At 72.5% G+C, this 16,242-nt stretch carries 13 protein-coding genes; 6 read left to right on the top strand and 7 right to left on the bottom strand.

Going from position 1 to position 16,242, the window contains the following annotated elements:
• The first annotated feature begins 489 nt into the window (after nucleotides 1–489).
• A complete protein-coding gene (locus J0670_RS10560) occupies nucleotides 490–1,809 on the top strand; it encodes a radical SAM protein (protein ID WP_207811220.1) in 1,320 nt (439 codons plus the stop codon).
• A 51-nt stretch (nucleotides 1,810–1,860) separates the two neighbouring features.
• Here the strand turns inward: J0670_RS10560 and J0670_RS10555 are convergent, their stop codons facing one another.
• The 3 genes from J0670_RS10555 to sph form a co-directional block, all read right to left on the bottom strand.
• Entirely contained in the window at nucleotides 1,861–4,254 is a 2,394-nt protein-coding gene (locus J0670_RS10555) for a CAP domain-containing protein (RefSeq protein WP_207811219.1), read from the bottom strand.
• A 246-nt stretch (nucleotides 4,255–4,500) separates the two neighbouring features.
• Nucleotides 4,501–5,310 (bottom strand): thioesterase family protein, encoded by an 810-nt coding sequence (locus J0670_RS10550; protein ID WP_207811218.1) that lies wholly within the window; start codon nucleotides 5,308–5,310, stop codon nucleotides 4,501–4,503.
• 134 nt (nucleotides 5,311–5,444) lie between these two features.
• Nucleotides 5,445–6,422 carry a sphingomyelin phosphodiesterase gene (gene sph, locus J0670_RS10545; RefSeq protein ID WP_207811217.1) on the bottom strand — a complete coding sequence of 326 codons (978 nt, stop codon included), beginning with the start codon at nucleotides 6,420–6,422 and terminating at the stop codon, nucleotides 5,445–5,447.
• 320 nt (nucleotides 6,423–6,742) lie between these two features.
• Between sph and J0670_RS10540 the strand changes: the two genes are divergently transcribed.
• Nucleotides 6,743–8,290 carry a Na+/H+ antiporter gene (locus tag J0670_RS10540; protein ID WP_207811216.1) on the top strand — a complete coding sequence of 516 codons (1,548 nt, stop codon included), beginning with the start codon at nucleotides 6,743–6,745 and terminating at the stop codon, nucleotides 8,288–8,290.
• Nucleotides 8,291–8,313: 23 nt separating this feature from the next.
• Here the strand turns inward: J0670_RS10540 and J0670_RS10535 are convergent, their stop codons facing one another.
• Nucleotides 8,314–8,709 carry a DUF3592 domain-containing protein gene (locus J0670_RS10535; protein WP_207811215.1) on the bottom strand — a complete coding sequence of 132 codons (396 nt, stop codon included), beginning with the start codon at nucleotides 8,707–8,709 and terminating at the stop codon, nucleotides 8,314–8,316.
• Between the two features lie 96 nt (nucleotides 8,710–8,805).
• On the opposite strand from J0670_RS10535, the gene J0670_RS10530 reads away from it, so the two are divergent.
• The 3 genes from J0670_RS10530 (at nucleotide 8,806) to J0670_RS10520 (ending at nucleotide 11,065) form a co-directional block, all read left to right on the top strand.
• Complete coding sequence (locus tag J0670_RS10530; protein WP_207811214.1) at nucleotides 8,806–9,330, top strand: hypothetical protein; 525 nt, start codon at nucleotides 8,806–8,808, stop codon at nucleotides 9,328–9,330.
• 96 nt (nucleotides 9,331–9,426) lie between these two features.
• A complete protein-coding gene (locus J0670_RS10525; protein ID WP_207811213.1) occupies nucleotides 9,427–9,966 on the top strand; it encodes a carboxymuconolactone decarboxylase family protein in 540 nt (179 codons plus the stop codon).
• 115 nt (nucleotides 9,967–10,081) lie between these two features.
• Nucleotides 10,082–11,065, top strand: coding sequence for a hypothetical protein (locus tag J0670_RS10520; protein WP_243436832.1), 984 nt, complete (start codon nucleotides 10,082–10,084; stop codon nucleotides 11,063–11,065).
• Between the two features lie 72 nt (nucleotides 11,066–11,137).
• Here J0670_RS10520 and J0670_RS10515 read toward each other — a convergent pair whose 3' ends face one another.
• From J0670_RS10515 to J0670_RS10505, 3 genes are all read right to left on the bottom strand, one after another.
• Complete coding sequence (locus tag J0670_RS10515) at nucleotides 11,138–11,932, bottom strand: hypothetical protein (RefSeq protein ID WP_207811212.1); 795 nt, start codon at nucleotides 11,930–11,932, stop codon at nucleotides 11,138–11,140.
• A 187-nt stretch (nucleotides 11,933–12,119) separates the two neighbouring features.
• Nucleotides 12,120–12,998 (bottom strand): aldo/keto reductase, encoded by an 879-nt coding sequence (locus tag J0670_RS10510; protein ID WP_374223086.1) that lies wholly within the window; start codon nucleotides 12,996–12,998, stop codon nucleotides 12,120–12,122.
• Nucleotides 12,999–13,012: 14 nt separating this feature from the next.
• Nucleotides 13,013–15,073, bottom strand: coding sequence for a glycogen debranching N-terminal domain-containing protein (locus tag J0670_RS10505; RefSeq protein ID WP_243436831.1), 2,061 nt, complete (start codon nucleotides 15,071–15,073; stop codon nucleotides 13,013–13,015).
• Nucleotides 15,074–15,281: 208 nt separating this feature from the next.
• On the opposite strand from J0670_RS10505, the gene J0670_RS10500 reads away from it, so the two are divergent.
• Nucleotides 15,282–16,242 (top strand): LacI family DNA-binding transcriptional regulator (locus J0670_RS10500; RefSeq protein ID WP_307806466.1); only part of this gene is annotated, 961 nt, incomplete at its 3' end.

Below are 16,242 nucleotides of genomic sequence, written 5' to 3'. Positions count from 1 at the left end.
GAGGTGCCCAGTCCGGTGGGCCCGCGCAGGATCCGCTCGATCGCCGGGGAGCTCATGAGCCCACCCCCGGGGCGGGGGCGGGCGCCGTGTCCGTTCCGATGCGCAGGGGCATGGAGCCTCCTCTGAGAAGGATCGCACGATATGACGGGCCGTCATGTCGCCCGCCGCGAAGGGGAAGTCCACGTCACGGGCCCCGTCTCGCTCGGTCCCCAACCGTAGGCGCGAAAGCGCGTTCCGGAACGCAACGGACGATCTTCTACACCCGATAGGGTGAACGTTCAGGCCGACGGCGTTTGGCCGCGCCCCTGTCGTGCATCGGCTCGCCCGCGCCCCGCGTCAACCCGGCGACGACCGCCCGTGTCCGCCCGGAGCGCCCGCACACCAGCGTGCCCCCACGTCCGCGCGGCCGGTCGCGGCCCCGCGCGTAAGGGGGACGAGAATGGGCGGGGCGCCGTGAGAGGAACGGAGCCAGGAAGGAAGACCAGCCCAATGGAGAGCCAGGCCCGCAACCGCACCGCACTCGTCGAGGACCTCATGGAGCGCTTCCCCGACGTGCCCCGGGAGGCGGTGATCAAGGAGGACCTGCTGCGCGGCGGCATGGCCTTCGACGAGTCGGCCCTCAGCGGCAGCGCCGACGGGGGCGGCGAGGTGAAACCGAAGTCGTACTTCATCTTCTCCTTCGACCACCGCACCCTGCCCGAGCTCGGCGCGGCCGCGCTCAACCGGCCGCCGGAGGAGATCGTGCTGACCGGCGGGCCGTACGGGCTGCGCCGCACGGTGGTGTCGGTGCGGGTCAACCCGGACTCCCCGTACCGGGTCGGCGCGGGCGAGGACGGCGCGCTCGGCCTCTACCTGGACGGCGCGCGGATCGCCGACGTCGGGCTGCCGCCGATGCCGGACTACTACCGGCACACCCTGGCCAACGGGAAGTCGGTGATGGAGGTCGCCCCGACCATCCAGTGGGGTTACCTGATCTACCTCACGGTGTTCCGGGTCTGCCAGTACTTCGGCGCCAAGGAGGAGTGCCAGTACTGCGACATCAACCACAACTGGCGCCAGCACAAGGCCGCCGGCCGCCCGTACACCGGGGTCAAGCCGGTCGAGGAGGTGCTGGAGGCGCTGGAGCTGATCGACCGCCACGACACCGCCCGCGCCTCCCAGGCGTACACCCTCACCGGCGGCGCGATCACCTCGAAGGTCGGCGGCCGCGACGAGGCCGACTTCTACGGGCAGTACGCCAAGGCCATCGAGGAGCGCTTCCCCGGCCGCTGGATCGGCAAGGTGGTGGCGCAGGCGCTTCCGCGCGAGGACGTCCAGCGCTTCCACGACTACGGCGTGCGGATCTACCACCCCAACTTCGAGGTGTGGGACAAGCGGCTGTTCGAGCTCTACTGCCCCGGCAAGGAGCGCTACGTCGGCCGGGACGAGTGGCACCGCCGGATCCTCGACTCCACCGAGGTGTTCGGCCCGGAGAACGTGATCCCCAACTTCGTCGCGGGCGTGGAGATGGCCGAGCCCTTCGGCTTCACCACCGTCGACGAGGCGATCGCCTCCACCCGGGAAGGCCTGCGCTTCTTCATGTCGCACGGCGTCGTCCCGCGCTTCACCACCTGGTGCCCCGAGCCCACCACCCCGCTCGGCAAGGCCAACCCTCAGGGCGCGCCGCTGGAGTACCACATCCGGCTGCTGCAGACCTACCGGGCGACGCTCGAGGAATTCGGCCTCGCCTCCCCGCCCGGCTACGGCCCGGCCGGGCCCGGCAAGGCGGTCTTCTCGGTCAGCTCCTTCATGGACTCGCTGCCCGGGTGAGTCAGCGCCCGGCGGCCCGGCCCATGGTGGCCGGGCCGCCGCAGTGCCGGCTCAGCGCGTACCGACATCCAGCGTCCAGTAGTGCTGGTAGTCGGTGCTGCCCAGCGGTCGGGCCTGGTGGAAGTAGCCCACGCCGGCTTCCAGGGCCGTGCAGTTGAGGATGAGGTTGCGGTGCTGCCAGTGCAGTGCCGAGTCCTTCTGCATCCAGAACTCCACTGCCTGAGCGGGATCGGGGGGAGGCTCGGGCTGCCCCTCCTGGAAGAAGACGTTCTCCCCACGGAAACCGAGGTAGCCCGCGACGTACATGGGTTCGCCGATTTCCCACACCAGTTTCCCGTCAGGCCCTCGATGCATGTTCGTGTCCGCCAGGACCTGGGCGTTGGGAAGGGTGGACAGGTAACTGCTGTGGGCGTAGGCGATGTCCCTGAGCTGCTGGGAGAACTGGAAGGGGTTGGAGCAGGCGGTCATCTTCGCTTCTCCCAGCGGATCCGGCTCAAGGAGGGGATACAGCTCCGGGTGCGTCCGCGCGCGGTTGACCAGATCGAAGAGCTCTTGCTCCAGCGGATCCGTCGTGGGGCCGGCGCCCGAGGTGATCTGTCCGATCCTGCCGCCGAAGTACTCGGTGAACCACAGGTTCCCATCCGGTCCGGACGCGATGCCGAACGGGTGGCCGTCCACGGTGGGCAGGGGGAATTCGGCGACGGTTCCCGTCGGAGTGATCCGCCCGATCCGGCTGCCGGTGGACTCGGTGAACCACAGGTTCCCGTCGGCCCCGGACGCGATGGTGTACGGGGCACTGTCCGGGTTGGGCAGGGGGAATTCGGCGACGGACCCCGCCGGAGTGATCCGCCCGATCCGGTTGCCCCTGGACTCGGTGAACCACAGGTTCCCGTCCGGGGCGGCCACGATGCCGGTCGGCCCGCTGCCGGGGGTCGGCACGGGGAATTCGGTGACGGACCCCGCCGGAGTGATCCGCCCGATGTTGCCACCCCAGTACTCGGTGAACCACACGTTCCCGTCCGGCCCCGCCGTGATCCCCAGCGGGCGGCTTCCCTCGGTGGGCAAGGGGAATTCGGTGATGGTCCCGCCCGGAGTGATGCGCCCGACCTTGCCGTCCCAGTACTCGGTGAACCACAGATTGCCGTCGGGCCCGGCCGCGATGCCGAACGGGAAGGCCTCCGAATGCGGCACGGCGAATTCGGTGATGTTCCCGGCCGGAGTGATGCGCCCGACCTGACCGCCGAAGTACTCGGTGAACCACAGGTTCCCGTCCGGCCCGGCCGCGATGCCGAACGGGAGGCTGACCGCGGTGGGCAGGGGGAATTCGGTGACGGATCCCGTCGAGGTGATCTGCCCGATCCGGCTGCCGGTGGACTCGGTGAACCACACGTTGCCGTCCGGCCCGGCCGTGATCCCGAGCGGATGGCTGTTCTGCACGGGCAGGGGGTATTCGGTGACGGACCCGTCCGGGGTGACCTGCCCGATCACACCGTTGTCGTACTCGGTGAACCACAGGTTCCCGTCCGGCCCCACGACGATCCCGGTCGGCCCGCTGTCCACGGGGGGCAGGGGGAATTCGGTGACGGACCCGTCCGGAGTGATCCGCCCGACCTTGCCGCCGAGGTACTCGGTGAACCACAGGTTCCCGTCCGGCCCCGCCACGATCCCGGAGGGCTGGCTGCCCGCGGTGAGCACGGGGTGCTCGGTGATCTCCCCGCCCAGGGTGATCCGTCCGATCTGGTTGCCGGCGCCCTCGACGAACCACAGGCTGCCGTCGGGCCCGGCCGCGATGTCCCACGGGGAGCTGTTCGAGCTGGGAATGGGGTGTTCTGTGATGTTCCCGCTCGGGGTGATCCGTCCGATCTGGTTACCGGTGGACTCGACGAACCACACGTTCCCGTCCGGCCCGGCCGTGATCCCGGTCGGCCCGCTGCCCGCGTCGGTCAGCGGGTGTTCGGTGATGGCCCCGTCCGGGGTGATCTGCCCGATCACACCGGTGTTGTACTCGGCGAACCACAGATTGCCGTCCGGCCCGGCCGTGATGCCCCACGGGAAGCTGTTCGGGCTGGGGATGCGGTATTCGGTGATGGCTCCGGCCGGGGTGATCCGGCCTATCATGCCGCTGTCGTACTCGGTGAACCACAGGTTGCCGTCCGGGCCGGCCGTGATGCCCGTCGGCCCGCCGTCCGGGGTGGGCAAGGGGAATTCGGTGATGGCTCCGCCCGGGGTGATCTGCCCGACCAGTCCCCTGTCGTACTCGGTGAACCACAGATTGCCGTCGGGCCCGGCCGCGACGTCCCAGGGGTAGGGCGAGCTGCCCGGGGTGGACAGGGCGTATTCGGTGACGACCCCGGGGAGGGCTGCGGCCGACGCACCTGCCCGGAGGGAACCCGGCGGACGACCTCGACGAAGGCCACGCAGGCTGAAGGGTGTGGGTGTGGGCATGGGAAGACCTCATCCGCGTTCAACGCGGCACCGGCCCCGGTACAGGGGCGCCGCCGCAGCGTGGTGGCCGAGCCGGGCTCGGTGCTGAACGACGGCGCCGACCTGAGATGAGCCGTTCGTGATCGCATCCCCTGCAGGCACCGTGTGCGACCAGCACGGCTGGGGTTCGAGACACCCGAACCGTTTCCACGTTCAGCCTGTTACCCCGTGTGGGTGATCGCAACTTGCGCGGTCACCGGCGGGGGCTCACGGAATGTCACGCTTCAGCGGGCGGACGGTGAGGATCTGCTCGGCCCGCCCCACCGGCCCGTGGACGTCGTGCAGCACGGTGCTGGTGACGCCGAGCCCGGTCGGGCCGAAGCTGACGCTGGTGTCCAGGCCGGTCCAGGGGCCCTCGGGGCGGCGGTGGAAGTGGATCGTCAGGTCGGTGTTGGGGAACATCCACTCGCCGGGCTCCTGCCGGACGGCGATGCCGTTGGCGGTGTCGACCAGGGCGATGAAGGCGGTGTGCGGGCTGCTGGGCTCCCCCGCGACCACCTCCAGCGGGGTGGAGAGCCAGGCGGCGGAGCGGCCGGGGGCGGTGAACCGGCGGCGGACGTCGACCGAGGCGATGTAGCCGCCGGGCCACGGCCCGCTCATGTCCCACGGCTCGAACTCCTCCGGCGCGGGCAGCGGTTGGTCGAAGGTCCCGGCGACGGCGGAGGTGTCCAGCTGGGCCAGGAACCAGGCGCGCGCCCGGACCACCGCGCGGTCGGCGATCGAGACGACGGCCTCCACCAGCTCGATGGTGCGGCCGGGCCGGACGGTCTCCACCGTGATCTCGCACTCGTCCAGGGCGATCAGGCCCAGTATGTCGTAGCTGATCCGGGCCAGCGCCAGGCCGTCGGCGGAGCGGTCGGCCCGGTGCCGGTCGATCGCGTGGGAGATCAGGCCGCCCAGCGGGCTGAAGTGCTGCTCGTCGGGGTGCCAGGCGCCCTGGGCGTGGAGGGTCGGCTTGTAACGGTGCTCGCCGGTGCGCTGGTAGTAGCTGTCGGGCGCGGCGGTGGGGGTGGTCAAGGTGCGCTTCTCCTCGGGCCGGATCGCGGGGTGCCGGACGGGCGCCGCAGGACCGCCGGCGTCCGCGATCACGATCGTAGGAGGCCGAACGGCCCCGGAGGCTGTGATGCGCCCCACACCACCCCCGACGCCTTCTAGTGCGCGACGAGCGGGTAGTGGTCGGAGAGGTCGGTGTAGGTGTAGCTCTTGCCCCAGCTGCTCACCGTCCAGGGCGCGCTGTGCACCCGCAGGACCTGGTTGGTGTACTGCTGCGGGCGGGCGTGGTCGGCGCGGTAGAGGACGTAGTCGAGGTCCTCCTTGGGATCGCCGGGGTAGCGGTAGGCCGCGACGGAGTTGTCGGCGGTGTCGAAGGAGTACGGCCAGCCGGTGCGGGCGGCGGCCGGGGCGAGGTTGCCGTTGTCCAGCAGGGCCTGGTACTCGGAGCCGTGAGAGTCGATGTTGAGGTCCCCGGCGACCACGATCGGCTCGTCCGCCGGGATCCGCTTGGCGTCCAGGAAGGCCCGCATGGCGCCGAGTTGCTTGACCCGGATCGCCGCCGCCTGGCCGCTGGAGCAGCCGGAGTCGGTGGACTGCAGGTGGGTGCCGACGACGTGGGTGCGGCGGCCGTTGACGTCCAGCACCGCGTAGGCGAAGCCCTTGTTGGACCACCAGTCCGAGCCGCAGGCGTCCTTGTAGACGTACTGCTCCTTGCGCAGGATCGGCCACCGGCTGAGCAGGGTGACCCCGCCGTCCTCGGGGGTGGCGGAGCTGTAGCTGCCGGAGGTGGCGTCCCAGCCGCCGGTGGAGCGGCCGACCACGGGGGTGTGGTACGGGTAGGCGGCCGAGGCCTTGGCGGTCAGCGCGTCGGAGGCGGCGTTGTCGAAGGCCTCCTCCAGCACGACCACGTCGTGGCCCTGGAAGAAGTCGGCCGAGGCGATCGCCTGCGCGCGGTACTGCTGGCCCCAGTTGGGGTAGAGCGAGGTGCTCATCAGGAAGACGTTGTAGGTCAGGACGTCCAGCGGCGGCGCGGTGACGGGCGCGCTCTCGGCCGCGGCCGGGGTGGTGCCGAGGGCGGCGAGCACGGTGGCGGCGGCACCGGCGGCGAGGGCGCGGCGCAGGGACGGCAGGGGCATCGAGGCTCCGTGGGAGGAGGGTCGCGGACCCGACTGGTCGCGGGGTGTTGTGTATCCAACTCGGGGGCCGGCACGGCTCGCAAGACTTCGGGCGAGCATTCGGTGAACTCGTTCGGAACAGAACTACCCACCGGTAGCGGGGCGCTTCGACCGCACATGACGGCCGGTCACCGGACCGGCGCCGTCCCGTACCCTGCCGCGCCCCGCAAAAGGGCCGATAAGATGACCACCGGTGTGCCGGGAAGTCTGGTCGGCTCGGGGGACGACCGTGGCGTTCGGGCCGCGGCGACCCCGCAGGTAGCGATGGGTCTTTTCTGCCGATGCACGCCGTGGGGATCGTTCTCGTCCTGGTCGTCCTGGCCACCAGCGTGGCCACCTTCGCCCGGCGATGGCGGGTGCCCGCGCCCTCCCTGCTGGTGCTGGTCGGACTCGGCGTCGCGCTCGTCCCCGGGGTGCCCGCGCTGCACGTGCCGCCGCAGATCATCGGCGCGGTGGTCCTGCCGCCGCTGCTCCACTCCTCCGCCGAGGAGCTGTCACTGCGTGACCTCCGGGCTGTCTGGCGGCCGGTGACCGTCCTGTCCTTCGGACTGGTCTTCGCCTCCGCCGCGGCCGTGGGCTTCGTCGCCGTCGCCGTCGCCGGGCTGCCGCCCGCGATGGCCTTCGTGCTCGGCGCGGTGCTCTCCAGCACCGACCCGGTCGCCGTCACCGCGCTCGGCCGTCGACTCGCGCTGCCCGGGCGGGTCCAGGTGCTGGTCCAGGCGGAGAGCCTGTTCAACGACGCCACCTCGCTCGTGCTGTTCAAGGTCGCCGTCGGCGTCGCCGTCGCGGTCGGCGGCACCGTCGACCTCCCGGCCGCGGGCGGCGAACTGGTGCTGCTCGGCGGGGGCGGCAGCGTGGTCGGCGCGACCGTCGCCGGGCTGGTCTGGCTGCTGCGCCGGCGCACCACGGACCCCGTGCTGGAGACGGTGATAGCGCTGGTCACCCCGTACGCGGCGTACGTGCTGGCGGAGTCCGCGCACACCTCGGGCGTCACCTCGGTGGTGGTCGCCGGGGTGCTGCTCGGCCGCTCCGGACACCGGCTCACCGACGCGCACATCCGGCTCCAACTGCACGCCGTGTACGCGGTGGTGGTGTTCCTGCTGGAGAGCGTGGTCTTCTCCGTGGTCGGGCTCGAACTGCCCACCCTGGTCCGGGAGCTACCGGCCGGCACCGGCTGGTGGCCGCTCCAGGCGCTGGCGCTGGCGGCGGTGCTGATCGCCGTCCGGGTGCTGTGGACGCTGCCGCTGACCCGCGCGGTCAAGCCCAGCCGGGGCCGGCTGTCCTGGCGGGTCGCCGGGGTGGTCACCTGGGCCGGCACCCGGGGCGTCATGCCGCTGGCCGCCGCGCTGTCCATCCCGCTGCTCACCGAGGACGGCGGCGGAATCCCCGGGCGGCCGCTGGTGCTGGTGCTCACCACCTCGGTCGTGGTGCTCACCCTGGTCGTCCAGGGGCTCACCCTGGCCGCCGTGGTCAACCGTTCCGGGCTCGCCCTCGAACCCGAGCACACCGCCCGGGAGGAGGAGGACGCCCGTGACGAGCTCAACCGGGCGGCCCTCGACCACGTCGAGGGCCTCGCCGAGCTGGAGGCCGTACCGGACACCGCCCTGGACCGGGTCCGCCGCGGTCTGACCGCCCGGCTCGACCGCACCCCCGAGACCCCCGACGGCACCACCTCCGACGACGCCTACCGGCAGCTGCGCCAGGAACTGATAGCCGTGCAGAACACCAGGCTGCACCGCCTCTACGAGGAGCACCGGATCAGCGACACCACGCTCCGGGTGCTCCAGCGCGACCTCGACCTGGAGCAGGCCGCGCTGGGCCGGAACTGACCGGCGCGGGCGACCGCTTGGGGTCAGAACACCTGCACCAGCAGGCCGAACGCGACCAGCCCGCAGACCATTGCGGACGCCACCAGCCCCACCGGGCCCGGGGGCGGCGGGAGTCGTTCCACCGGGTGGACGGCGACGGCACGCCCCGGGCGGGAGGGGCGGTAGAGCACGGTGGCCTCGTCGCCGACCTGGTAGTAGCCGCCCCCGGGGCGTTCCTCGCGGTGCACCAGTTCGGCGGTGCCCCCGTCCGGCAGCCCGTACTCGATCGTCGGACGCCCGCACGCGGGAAGCGCTCCAGGGCGGAAGCTGAGCCGGATCCGGCCGGACGTGCACCCGGGCGGCGAGGAGGAGCCGTACCGGGTGCTCCTCCCGCCGCCGACCGCCGATCTGCCGACCCTTCCACCTGCCGTGGTGATCATGTGAAACCGCTTGGTACGGCGGCTGGTTGAGGGCATAGGGTGCGAGCCGTGAACGAACTGATCTTCCGAGGGAAGGATCTGTACCGTCCTTCCTGGGTGAACCTGTCCATACCGATCGTCATGCTGGTGGTTGTGGCGGTCTTCTCCGCCATCCGCTTCGGCCTGGTGGTGACCGCCTGGTCCGCCCTGGGACTCGTCGTGTTCCTCGCCCCCTTCTTCGTCCTCAGTCTGCGCGCCTGGAGCCGGGTCGGGCGCGACGGCGTCACCATCTGCTGGGGGTTCGGACGGCGCGGCCGCACCTACCCCTGGTCCGAGGTCCAGTGGATCGACGTACGGGAGCTCAGGGGCAACGGCACCAGCTCCTACGCGGTCCGGCTCTTCCTGACCGGCGGGCGGCGGCGCTCGCTCCCGGGGCTTCAGACCAGCACGATGTACCCGATCGAGGAGTTCGAGGTGCACTTCCAGCGGGTCCTCGACTGGTGGGAGGCGAGCACCCACGAGTCCCAGCGGATCCGGCCGGGCAAGCAGGCCCGGGACCGGTTCACCCCCAGGGTCGCCGGCGCCCTGCTCGCCGTGGTCATCGTGGTCGTCGTCTACTTCGTCTTCGCCGCCCGGCAGTAGGCCGGTGGGCGGTCGGGCAATCTGGGAGGTGTGCGCGCGGTACGGTGCTCGTGAGGATGGACCTCCGTCCGTCCTTCAGAGCCGAGGGAGTGCACCGTGCCGCACATCACCATCGACAACGAACTTCCCGGAATCAGCGGCCTGTTGGCGCAGCGTCCGGACACCGCCGTCCCGCTGGGGATGCTCGCCGACGCGCTGCTGAAGGCCCCGGCCCCGATGAGCCGGGGCGAGCGCGAGCTGGTCGCCGCCTACGTGTCCTCGCTCAACGGCACCCGCTTCTGCACGGGTGCCCACAGTGCCTTCGCCGCAGCGCAGTTGGACGGCGGCGAGGAGCTGGTGGAGGCGGCCCTGGCCGACCCCGGGACCGCTCCGCTCACGGACCGGATGCGGGCTCTGCTGCGGATCGCGGCCGAGGTGCGGGGTCAAGTCGGGCCGGTCTCCCGGGAGGCGGTGGAGGCCGCCCGGGCGGCCGGTGCCGGTGACGTCGAGATCCATGACACCGTGCTGATCGCCGCCGCGTTCTGCATGTACAACCGCTACGTCGACGGCCTGGCCACCGAGCTGCCCGAGGATCCGGGCTTCTACGCCAAGGGGGCGCAGCGGATCGTCGAATCCGGCTACGGCCGGGGGAACTGAGGGTCCGCGGAGCCGAGGGGCGTCGACAGGGCACGACGGAAGAAGCGGCCGACCGGCTGCCCGGCCAGGATGTCAGCGGTCGAGCACCGGACCCTCGCCGAAGGAAGACGCCGCCATGAGCACCTACGCGTCGGGCCAGCCGAACACGCTGGCCGAACACGCCCCGCGCCGCCCCTCCTCCCCCACCTCACTGTTCGTCACCGGCGACTTCCCCCGTCGCCGTTGGCTCACCGCGCTACTCGGCGCCGTCGGCGGCCTGCTGCTGGCGTACGCCTGGAACGCGAAGCTGGTCGACGACGAGATCGGCTTCAGCAGCGCCGACGCCCTGCTCGGGCACGACGCCCACGCCACGCCGATCGCCGGGGTGGCCTCCGGCATCGTGTTCGCCTTCGTCTCCGGGCTGGCCGGGTCGTTCACCGCCTGCAACATCGCGGCGTTCGGCGCGGTCGGCCCGCTGGTCGGGCAGGCGCCGTCGCTGCGCGGCCGGTTCCTGCACCTCGCCAGGCCGCTGGGCTGGATCTTCGCGGGCATGGCGCCGGTCTCGGCCGCCTACGGCGCCCTGGTCGGCATCGTCGGTACGCACATGCCGCAGTTCTCCACGGCCGCGGGCAAGGGCCTGTCGCCCCGGGCGATCCAGTCGATGGCGACCTTCGGCCTGATCGGACTGGTGATGATCGTGCTCGGCCTGGCCGCCGTCGGTCTGATCAGGGACCCACTGGCCGGGATCTCGCGCCGCTTCCCGAACGCGCCGCTGGTGCTGGTCGGCGTGTTGATCGGCGGCTTCCTGGTGGGCCGGCCGTACCCGCTCTTCCGGGACCTCTTCCGGCACGCCGCCAACACCCACAACCCGCTCTACGGCGCCGGGGCGTTCGTCCTCCAGTCGGTCGGCAACACCGCCGTGATGGCGCTGCTGTTCCTCCTGCTCTCCTCCCGACCGGGCGAGCGGCTGCGGCGCCTGCTGTCGGCACGGCCCGGCCGGATCAGTGTGGTGACCGCCGCGGCCTTCCTGGTCGCCGGGGTCTTCACCGTCGTGTACTGGGACGTCCGGATGCTGGCCAGGCTCGGCTACCTCTGGTTCCCGTCCTCCCCCTGGGGGTGACCCACGCCGTGCCGCGGCCCCGGCTCCCCGATGGAGGGGCCGGGGCCGCGGCGGTTCGGTGCGGGCCTCGGGTCAGCGCCGGCCGGGCTGGGCCGGGTAGTCGGGCTGGCCCGGGTACGGCACGTGCGGGACCTGCGCCGGGTAGGGCTGGCCCTGCGGCGGCACCTGGGCGCCTGGCTGCTGCGGGTACGGCTGGGCGGGCGGAGCCGGGTAGGCCTGAGGGGCCGGGTACGGGTTGCCCTGCGGGTACGGCTGCTGCTGCGGGTACGGCTGGGCGGCCTGCGGCGCCGGGTAACCCTGGGGCGCCGGGTACAGGTTGCCCTGCGGCGCCGGGTACCCCTGCTGCTGCGGGATCAGCGGCTGGCCCGGCATCGACTGGCCGGGCGCCGGGTACGGGTTGCCCTGCGGCGCGGTCTCGAAGGGCTGCGAGCTCGGGTCGATCGACCCGGGCGGGAAGGCCGCGCTCAGCTGGTCCATCTCGGCGCGCCAGATCCGGTGGATGTTCAGGCGTACCGGCTTGGCGTCGCCCGGCATCTGGAGGTACATCGAGCTCCAGACGCTGGCCCGCTTGACCCGGCTCACCGCGAAGGCGTGCCGCGGGTAGACCGCGACCACGTCGCCGGGGCGGTTGGTCCAGCGGCTGGCCGAGTTGACCACCACGTGGCTGTTGGTGAGCGTCAGGAAGTAGTACCTGCGGGTCAGCACGATGATCAGGCCGAGTAGCGGAATCTCGCCGAACGCCGCGGCCAGCCACGGGCTGGGGCCGCTCTCCGCGTGCACGCAGGCGATGAAGGTGTCCCCGGGGGGAGCCACCTGCGAGAGCTTCTCGATGACCTGGGCCTTCTGCTTGGCCCGGAGGAATGCCATGTCCTGTTGTCCTTCTTACCCCGTCATGTCCGCCGGCTCGGTGCGGCGGAAATCGGCTGAGGTTAGCAGGTGGTGAGGAGGCGTCGGGCGGCGCGGCCCCCGGGTGCGACGACGCCCCGCCGAGCCGGAGCTCGACGGGGCGAAGTCGGTCTGCGAACCACCCGACGGGGGCCTGCGCGGAGGGCGTTCAGCCCGGTCGGACAGCCGTCTCCAGGCGCGCCAGCTGCTCGGGCGTGAGCTCCAGCTCTGCGGCCGCCGCGCAGTCCCGGGCGGTCGCGGGGCGCGAGCAGCCGGGGATCGGCAGGACGTGCTCGCCCTGGGCGAGGTGCCAGGCCAGGCAGACCCGGTACGGGCTGACGCCGAGCTCCTCGGCGACCCGGGCGAACTCGCTCTGACTGTCCGTCAACTCGCTAGCGCCGCCCCGACCTCCGAGCGGAGCCCAGGGCAGGAAGGCGATGCCGAGCCGCCCGCACAGCTCCAACTCCACGCGACTGAAAGGCCGTTGGGGAGAGAACTCGTTCTGCACCGAGGCCAGTCCGCCCGGCCCGAGGATCTCCACCGCCTGGAGGATCCGCGCCTCGTCGACGTTGGAGATGCCGACCAGCCGGATCTTGCCCTCCTCGCGCAGCTCCCGCAGCGCGCCCAGCGTCTCCTCGTACGGGACGGCCGGGTCGGGCCGGTGGTGCTGGTAGAGCCCGATCGCCTCGACGCCGAGCGCCGTCAGCGAGTCCTCGCAGGCCCGGCGCAGGTGCGCGCGGCCGCCGTCCAGGCCCCAGCCGCCGTCCGGGGTGCGGGTGTGGCCGCCCTTGGTGGCGACCAGCACCCCGTCGGTGTCGCCACCGCCGTACGTGGCCAGCGCCTTGGCGACGATCCGCTCGTTGTGCCCGTACCGCGCGGTGGGACCGTAGGAGTCAGCGGTGTCGATCAGGGTGACCCCGGCGTCCAGCGCCGCGTGCACGGTGGCGATCGCCTGCCGCTCCGGCGGCACCGGGTCGTGCAGCGAGAACGGCATGGCGCCGAGCCCGATCGCCCCGACCGTCCGACCCCCGACCGTCCGGCCCCCGATCGACCGCTGCCGCATCAGAGGACCGTGATGACGGTGAAGCCCTGCGGCGCGCTCAGCCGGACGGCACCGGTGTGGTCGGTCTCCACCTCGATCGGCAGCCCGGCCACCGTCAGTCCGCTGATCCGCAGCGACTCGTACCCGGCCGGGACCTGGGCGCGCACCCGCACCTGGCGGTTCGGCGCGTCCGCCTCCAGGCCGAGCAGCGCCTGGAGGACGAGGACGGCGGAGGCGGCGGCCCAGGCCTGCGGGCGGCAGGACGCCGGGTACGGGACGGGGCGGTCGTACTGCTCACGCGGGTAGCCGCCGTACAGCTCGGGCAGCCGGTGCTCGAAGGCCGCGGCGGCGCGCACCAGACCGGCGGCCAGCGGCGCCGCGGCCTCGTAGAGTCCGGCGCGGGTCAGGCCGTGCACGGCGATGGCGCTGTCGTGCGGCCACACCGAACCGGTGTGGTAGCCCAGCGGGTTGAAGCCCGCCGTGCCGGCGTCCAGGGTGCGCAGGCCGAAGCCGCTGTCCATGCCGGGGGCGGTGAGCCGCCGGGCGACCAGGGTGCTCTCCTCGGCGTCCAGCACTCCGGTGCCGAGCAGGTGGCCCAGGTTGGAGGCGATCGAGTCGACCGGGCGCTTGTCGCCGTCGAGGGCGACCACCGGGTAGCGGCCCTGCTCGTCCTCGGTCCAGAAGTGGTCGCGGAAGCGCTCGTTCAGCCGCTGCGCCCACTGCCGCCAGTGCTCGGCGCCGGGGCGGCCGAAGGCCTCCAGCAGCTCGGCCGACTTCACGGCCGCCTCGTGGGCGTAGGCCTGGACCTCGCTGAGCGCCATCGGGGCGGTGGCGATCCGGCCGTCGCGGAAGCGGATGCCGTCCGAGGAGTCCTTCCAGCCCTGGTTGGACAGACCCCGGCCGGTGCTGTCCACGTACTCCAGGAAGCCGTCGCCGTCCGCGTCGGCGTACTGCTCCAGCCAGTCGAGGGCGGCCTCGGCGTGCGGCAGCAGCTCCTCCACCTGGTCCTCGGGCAGGCCCCAGCGCCAGGCGTCGTACAGCAGGATGAGCCAGAGCGGGGTGGCGTCGGCGGTGCCGTAGTAGCTGGGCGGCAGGTGGGAGCCGGTGGTGAGGTGCTGCTCGTCGCGGCGGACCTCGTGCAGGATCTTGCCGGGCTGCTCCTCGATCGCCGGGTCGACGGCGCGGCCCTGGCGGCGGGCCAGGGTGCGCAGGGTGCCGGCCGCGAGCTCGGTGCCGAGCGGGAGCATCATCCGGGCCGCCCAGAGCGAGTCGCGGCCGAACAGGGTGAGGAACCAGGGCGCTCCGGCGCCGAGGAAGGCGTCGGCGGGGCGCAGCGGGTCGGTGAGCAGCAGGCCGCGGAGGTCCTGGTGGGAGCGGGCGATCCAGTGCGCGAGGTCGTGTTCGCGGCCGGTCACCTCGGGGGTGTTCCAGGGGGTGGCGTCGGCGGCGGGGGCCGGGAAGAGGTCGCCGTCGCGGTGTTCGGCGGTGCACTCCAGGACGGCCTGCCAGGTCTCGCCGGGGCCCAGTTCGATGTCGTAGCCGAGGGTGCCGGTGGCCGGGTCGAGGTGGTCGGGGGCCGGGGTGAGGGCGAGTACGGCGGTGAGCGGGCCGTGGGTCCAGCGCAGGCCGTCGTCGCCGTCGGCGACGGGCGTCAGCGGGGTTCCGGTGCGGCCGGCCTTGACGGTGTCCATGGCGGCGAAGTCGCTCTCGGCGCGCAGGTCCAGGCGCAGCCGGGCGGTGAGGTCGCCGGCGTTGCGGACGGTGTAGCGCTCGACCAGGCGGCCGGGGTGGAGTTCGCGGCGGCGCTCCAGGGTGGTGGCCGGGTCGGCGGTCCGCTCGGCGAGGCCGCGCAGCACGGTGACGAAGACGGTCTGCCCGTCCTGGCCGTGGGCGGTGGCGACGGGGGCGTTGGGGACGCCGGGGACGCCGACCTCCAGGAGGGAGAGGATCCGGCGGTCGCCGTGGAAGAAGCCGTCGACGCCGCCGGCGAACCGGCCGTCGGGGCGGGAGACGCAGAAGCTCGGAGCGGCCACGGAGAGCCGGGCGTCGTGCAGGAACGGCTGCAGCTCGATCGCTGACATGGTCTGTTCATCCTGTTCTGGGGGCTTGACAGTTGGTTCCACCCGGGCGCAACCTTTCTGCCGTTGGAGCGTTCCAAGACATTAACCCCCCTGATGGGGATGATGGAACCCCGAATTGGAACGCTCCAAGATCTTGTCAATGAAGACAGAACCTAGGATCACCGTCATGCATGCACACTCATCGCCCCGGCCCAGGACAGGGTCCGCCGTGACCCTCGAAATGGTCGCCGCCCGGGCCGGCGTGGGCCGTCAGACGGTGTCCAACGCGATCAACTCGCCCGAGCTGCTGCGCCCGCAGACGCTGGAGCGGGTCCGGCGCGCCATCGACGAGCTCGGCTACCGCCCGCACCGGGCCGCGCAGGCCCTGAAGACCAGGGCCAGCCGGCTGATCGGCTACGGCATCCGCGCCAGCAGCACCGGCGTCCCGACCCCGGTCCTCGACCAGTTCCTGCACTCGCTCTCCGAGGCCGCCGACCGGGCGGGCTACCGGGTGGTGCTGTTCGCCGTCGCCCCCGGGGACGACGAACTCACCAGCTACCAGCAGCTGCTGGACGAGCACGGCGCGGACGGCTTCGTCCTCAGCGGCACCGACCGCGGCGACCGCCGCCAGGGCTGGCTGCACGAGCGCGGCGTCCCGTACGTCGCCTTCGGCCGCACCTGGTCCGGCCGGGACGTCGGCGACTGGGTCGACGTGGACGGCGCCGCCGGGACGTCGGCGGCCGTCCGGCACCTCGCCGGGCTCGGCCACCGCAAGATCGGCTTCCTCGGCTGGCCCAAGGGCTCCGGCGTCGGCGACGACCGCGCCCGCGGCTGGCAGAGCGCGATGCGCGAACTGGGCCTGTCCGTCCGGGGCCGCCGGGCCGAGAGCCCGGACGATCCGGAGAGCGCCGCCGAGGCCGCCGAGCGGCTGCTCGCGACCGGTGTGACCGCGGTCGTGGCCGCCAGCGACACCCTGGCCCTGGGCTGGTACCAGGCGCTGCGGCACGGCGGCCGCACCCCCGGCCCGGACGCGGCCGTCATCGGCTTCGACGACTCGCCGATCGCCCCGCTGCTGTTCCCGTCCCTGTCCAGCCTCGCCCAGCCGCTCGACGCGGTCGGCCGCGAGTGCATGCGACTGCTGCTCGAGCGCCTCGGCGACCGGCAGCGGCCCACCGAGCACGTGCTGCTCG

The sequence above is a fragment of the Streptomyces sp. FH025 genome (assembly GCF_017427025.1).
GTDB lineage: Bacteria > Actinomycetota > Actinomycetes > Streptomycetales > Streptomycetaceae > Kitasatospora.
The sequence above is the reverse complement of the archived record's forward strand: the minus strand, read 5'-3'. Positions and strand labels throughout refer to the sequence as shown.